The organism is Bacillus timonensis (assembly GCF_004799755.1).
Lineage (GTDB): Bacteria > Bacillota > Bacilli > Bacillales > Bacillaceae_L > Ferdinandcohnia > Ferdinandcohnia timonensis_A.
Window position 1 is genome coordinate 1 of the sequence record NZ_SLUB01000109.1, and the last position, 4,260, is coordinate 4,260.

The window sequence follows — 4,260 nt, forward strand, 5'->3', positions numbered from 1 at the left end:
ATATAAGCCTAAACCAGTCCAAGCAACAGAGCGTCAGCTATGTTTGTTTGACGTGTCATGAGAAAGAAGAGATTCCTATTAACGTGGTAAGGGATTTCGATTTAATGGATGATGGAGATCCGACAATTCCTCCTATGTTTGCATGTGAAAAATGTGGGGGTAAAATGTATCCAGAGTATTATAAAGGGATACATGGCATAGAGTACAAATTATCGGATATTCTCTAACCATGAAAAGGACCGGGCTATGCCCGGTTTTTCTTATTACCCCTCTATAAAATCTGAATTGATTAGTTTATAATAAAAATGATGCACAGTTTCACAATTGGAAATGATAATCACCAAGCGAGGGGCTGGGATATATTTTGGAGAAAAAAGAGTGGTATTTGGAATATGAAATTGCAAAAAATCGCCCAGGACTACTTGGGGATATATCTTCTTTATTAGGAATGCTTTCGATAAATATAGTCACAATAAATGGTGTAGACGATCGTAGAAGGGGAATGCTTTTATTAAGTGATAATAAAGAGCAAATTGAAAGACTTGAATCAATTTTACATACAATGGACACGATAACCGTTACAAAGCTTAGGGAACCTAAGCTTCGCGATAAGCTTGCGGTAAGACATGGTCGATATATACAGCGCGATGCAGATGATAAGAAAACATTCCGGTTTACTCGGGATGAATTAGGGCTTCTTGTTGATTTTATGGCTGAGCTCTTCAAGCAGGAGGGGCATAAGCTAATTGGAATACGTGGGATGCCAAGAGTAGGTAAAACTGAATCTGTCGTGGCTGCAAGTGTTTGTGCGCATAAAAAATGGTTGTTTGTATCCTCGACTTTATTAAAGCAAACAATGAGAAATGAGTTAATTCATGATGAGTATAACGTTGATAATCTTTTTATAATCGATGGTATAGTTTCGACAAAACGTGCAACTGAAAAACATTTACAGTTAGTTAGGGAGATCATGAGACTTCCTGCAGTTAAATTAGTGGAGCATCCCGATATATTTGTACGTAATACCGAGTATACTTTAAATGATTTTGATTATATCATTGAACTTCGAAATGATCCTGAAGAAGAAATTACATATGATATTGAATACCAACATTTTTCTGAGTCCAATTTTTCAGGTTTTGATTTTTAATTTTTATGTAAATATACTAGCAAAACCTTTACTGTGAAGGATAAAAATGCTAGTATTATGAACGCGAATATGTGAATAGGTATCCGAGAGTTGGTAGGTGAATAAAATGACTGAATTAGGTACTCGACTAAAAGAAGCGAGAGAACAAAAAGATTTAAGCTTGGATGATTTACAGCAAATAACGAAGATTCAAAAGAGATATTTGGTTGGTATTGAAGAGGGGAATTATTCCGTCATGCCGGGTAAATTTTACGTCCGTGCGTTCATTAAACAATATGCTGAAGCAGTCGGGCTAAATCCTGAAGAATTATTTGAGGAATTTAAGTCGGAAATTCCTGGTACATATAATGATGATATCCCTGAACAAATTTCTAGAGTACAATCAAGAAAACAAATTTCTTCGACAAGTTCAAAGGTCATAGATAAAGTACCAATCATTATATTAGCTCTTTTCCTTCTTGGCGGAGCGATGACGATCTATTGGTTTGTATCCAAAAAAGATGTTGCCGAGGAACCGGAGACAAAACTTGAGAGTCAGGAAACCGAATATGATGAATCCAAAGATCCACCTCCTGTTCAGGATGAGCAAAAAGAAAAACCGAACGAAGAAGAACAGGTAGCCGGTGAAACAGATAATGCCCCTGCCGAAGAAGAGGAACCAGTGGAAGAGACTCCAGCGCAAGAGCTAGTCGAAATTGAAAAAGAAACAAGTACCGCAACATATGAGTTGAAAAATACGGATTCATTTAAGGTTAAACTTACCGCTAATGCAGGTGGAAAAGCATGGGTTGCGGTTAGAAATAGACAAGGTGAAAAATTTGTCTGGAAAAACATTGCGGATGGGCAAATAGAGGAAGTAGATTTGTCTAATCAGTCAGAGGTTATCTTCAATATTGGAAAATCTTCAGACCTGGCCATTGAGATAAATGGTGAACCATTCCAATATCCATTTAATACTGGAGAAGTCGTACAACAGATTTTCACTATAAAGTACACTCCAGGAACCGAGGAATAACAAAAAGTCATCATTATGATGGCTTTTTGTTTCGTATAAGTGGTATTATCACTATTATAGATATTTAGTATATTGTTGGAGGTATGAATTTTGAATTTACCAAATAAGATTACAGTGGCAAGAATTTGCCTAATTCCACTATTTTTAATTATTATGTTTGTTCCGTTTGGATGGGGCGAGGTTTCAATTGGCTCAATGTCCGTACCCGTTGCCCATTTAGTCGGTGCAATTATTTTTATTGTAGCTTCTAGTACAGATTGGATTGATGGTCACTTAGCAAGGAAGCATAATTTAGTAACGAACCTTGGAAAGTTTTTAGACCCACTTGCAGACAAGCTTCTAGTATCAGCAGCGTTGGTCAGTTTAGTCGAATTTGGCTTAGCACCGGCCTGGATGGTTGTTATTATCATTAGTAGAGAGTTCGCGGTTACTGGCTTACGTCTTTTATTAGCAGAGGGTGGCGAGGTTTCGGCTGCGAAAATGCTAGGAAAGATAAAAATGTGGGCTCAAGTTGTAGCTGTTTCTGCGTTATTATTACATAATTGGCCGTTTGAATTTCTTTCCATCCCTTTTGATATGATTGCGCTTTGGGTTGCCGTCATATTTACGATTGTTTCAGGATGGGATTACTTCGCGAAAAATAAAGGGGTTTTTGCAAACTCCAAATAGGATGGTGAGATTCTTAAATGAATGCTGAAATAATTGCAGTAGGCTCTGAACTCCTTTTGGGTCAAATTGCAAATACCAATGCACAATTTCTCTCCAAACAGCTTGCTGAGCTTGGAATCAATGTTTACTTCCATACAGTTGTTGGTGACAATTCCGAACGTTTAGAGAAAGTGATTAACATAGCACAATCACGTTCCGATTTAATTATTTTTACCGGCGGATTGGGTCCAACAAAGGATGATTTAACAAAAGAAACGATTGCAAGGGTTTTAGGAAGACAGCTTGTATTTGATGAAACAGCCCTACGTAGTATAGAAGATTTCTTTAAGAAAACAAATCGCCATATGACTGAGAATAATAAAAAGCAAGCTCTTGTCCTTGAGGGTTCTGAAATCCTTCCTAACGATCATGGAATGGCACCTGGAATGGGACTAGAAGTCGATAAAATCACGTACATGCTTTTTCCAGGTCCTCCTAAAGAGCTTAATCCAATGTTTCTTATATACGGTGCACCCTTCTTATTAAAAGCATTAGGTGTTGTTGAACGAATTGAATCTAGAGTATTGCGTTTCTTTGGTATTGGGGAATCTCAGCTCGAAACAGAGATTGAAGACTTAATCGATACACAAACAAACCCTACGATTGCACCATTGGCAAGTGATGGCGAAGTTACCCTTCGTTTAACAGCAAAGCACAGCTCTCTTGATGTCGCAAATAGATTATTAGATGATACAGAGGCACAAATCTTAAAGAGAGTAGGCAAGTTCTTATATGGCTATAACTCGACTTCACTAGTTAATGAACTTATGAATAAACTAAAAGCGCCTGGTCTAACGATAGCGAGTGCTGAAAGTTTAACAGGTGGCTTGTTCGCGGAAGAATTAACGAACATAGCTGGCTCTTCCGCGGTTGTGAAGGGTGGAGTTGTTTGTTATACAAATGAAGTGAAGGAACATGTGCTACATGTGAAGAAGGAAACTCTTGAAACGGAAGGGGCTGTTAGCCGTTCAACCGCCCTACAGCTTGCTGAGAATGTGAGGAAGCTCTTAAATTCCGACATTGGGATAAGTTTTACAGGGGTAGCGGGACCAAGTGAATCGGAGGGGAAACCGGTAGGTACGGTATATATCGGAATATCCTATTTAGATCAACCAACAGAGGTATATCCATTACAATTAGCTGGTTCACGTCAAGGAATCAGAACTAGAACCATTAAATATGGGTTCTATTATTTGCTCCAATTATTAAGCAAACAGGGAAACTGATATTTTTATTAAAGACGATCATTGATAGATCGTCTTTTTCTGTGAAAATAATCCCCGGGTTTAAATCTCACCCGATCTGTTTATCCTAATACTAACTTAATTTTGACAATAGGAAAGCAGAGCTACCTAATCTTTATGGTTACTCGAATAATATTTCTATT

5 protein-coding genes are annotated in these 4,260 nt (G+C 37.7%); all 5 read left to right on the top strand.

Annotation, left to right across the window (positions count from 1 at the left end; genetic code table 11):
- On the top strand, positions 1–227 hold a 227-nt coding region (locus E1I69_RS24885; RefSeq protein WP_207308598.1), incomplete at its 5' end, for a hypothetical protein.
- Positions 228–364: 137 nt separating this feature from the next.
- Positions 365–1,150, top strand: a complete 786-nt coding sequence (locus E1I69_RS23810; RefSeq protein WP_136381985.1) for a YmfK family protein — start codon at positions 365–367, stop codon at positions 1,148–1,150.
- Between the two features lie 106 nt (positions 1,151–1,256).
- A complete protein-coding gene (locus tag E1I69_RS23815) occupies positions 1,257–2,165 on the top strand; it encodes a helix-turn-helix domain-containing protein (protein WP_136381986.1) in 909 nt (302 codons plus the stop codon).
- Positions 2,166–2,255: 90 nt separating this feature from the next.
- Positions 2,256–2,834, top strand: coding sequence for a CDP-diacylglycerol--glycerol-3-phosphate 3-phosphatidyltransferase (gene pgsA, locus E1I69_RS23820; protein ID WP_136381987.1), 579 nt, complete (start codon positions 2,256–2,258; stop codon positions 2,832–2,834).
- A gap of 17 nt (positions 2,835–2,851) precedes the next feature.
- Positions 2,852–4,099 carry a competence/damage-inducible protein A gene (locus tag E1I69_RS23825; protein WP_136381988.1) on the top strand — a complete coding sequence of 416 codons (1,248 nt, stop codon included), beginning with the start codon at positions 2,852–2,854 and terminating at the stop codon, positions 4,097–4,099.
- The last annotated feature ends 161 nt before the right edge of the window (positions 4,100–4,260 follow it).

Excerpts from the sequence above, each read along its gene's own strand:
- E1I69_RS23815 (WP_136381986.1), top strand. The coding sequence starts at position 1,257 with ATGACTGAATTAGGTACTCGACTAAAAGAAGCGAGAGAACAAAAAGAT.
- E1I69_RS23825 (WP_136381988.1), top strand. The coding sequence starts at position 2,852 with ATGAATGCTGAAATAATTGCAGTAGGCTCTGAACTCCTTTTGGGTCAA.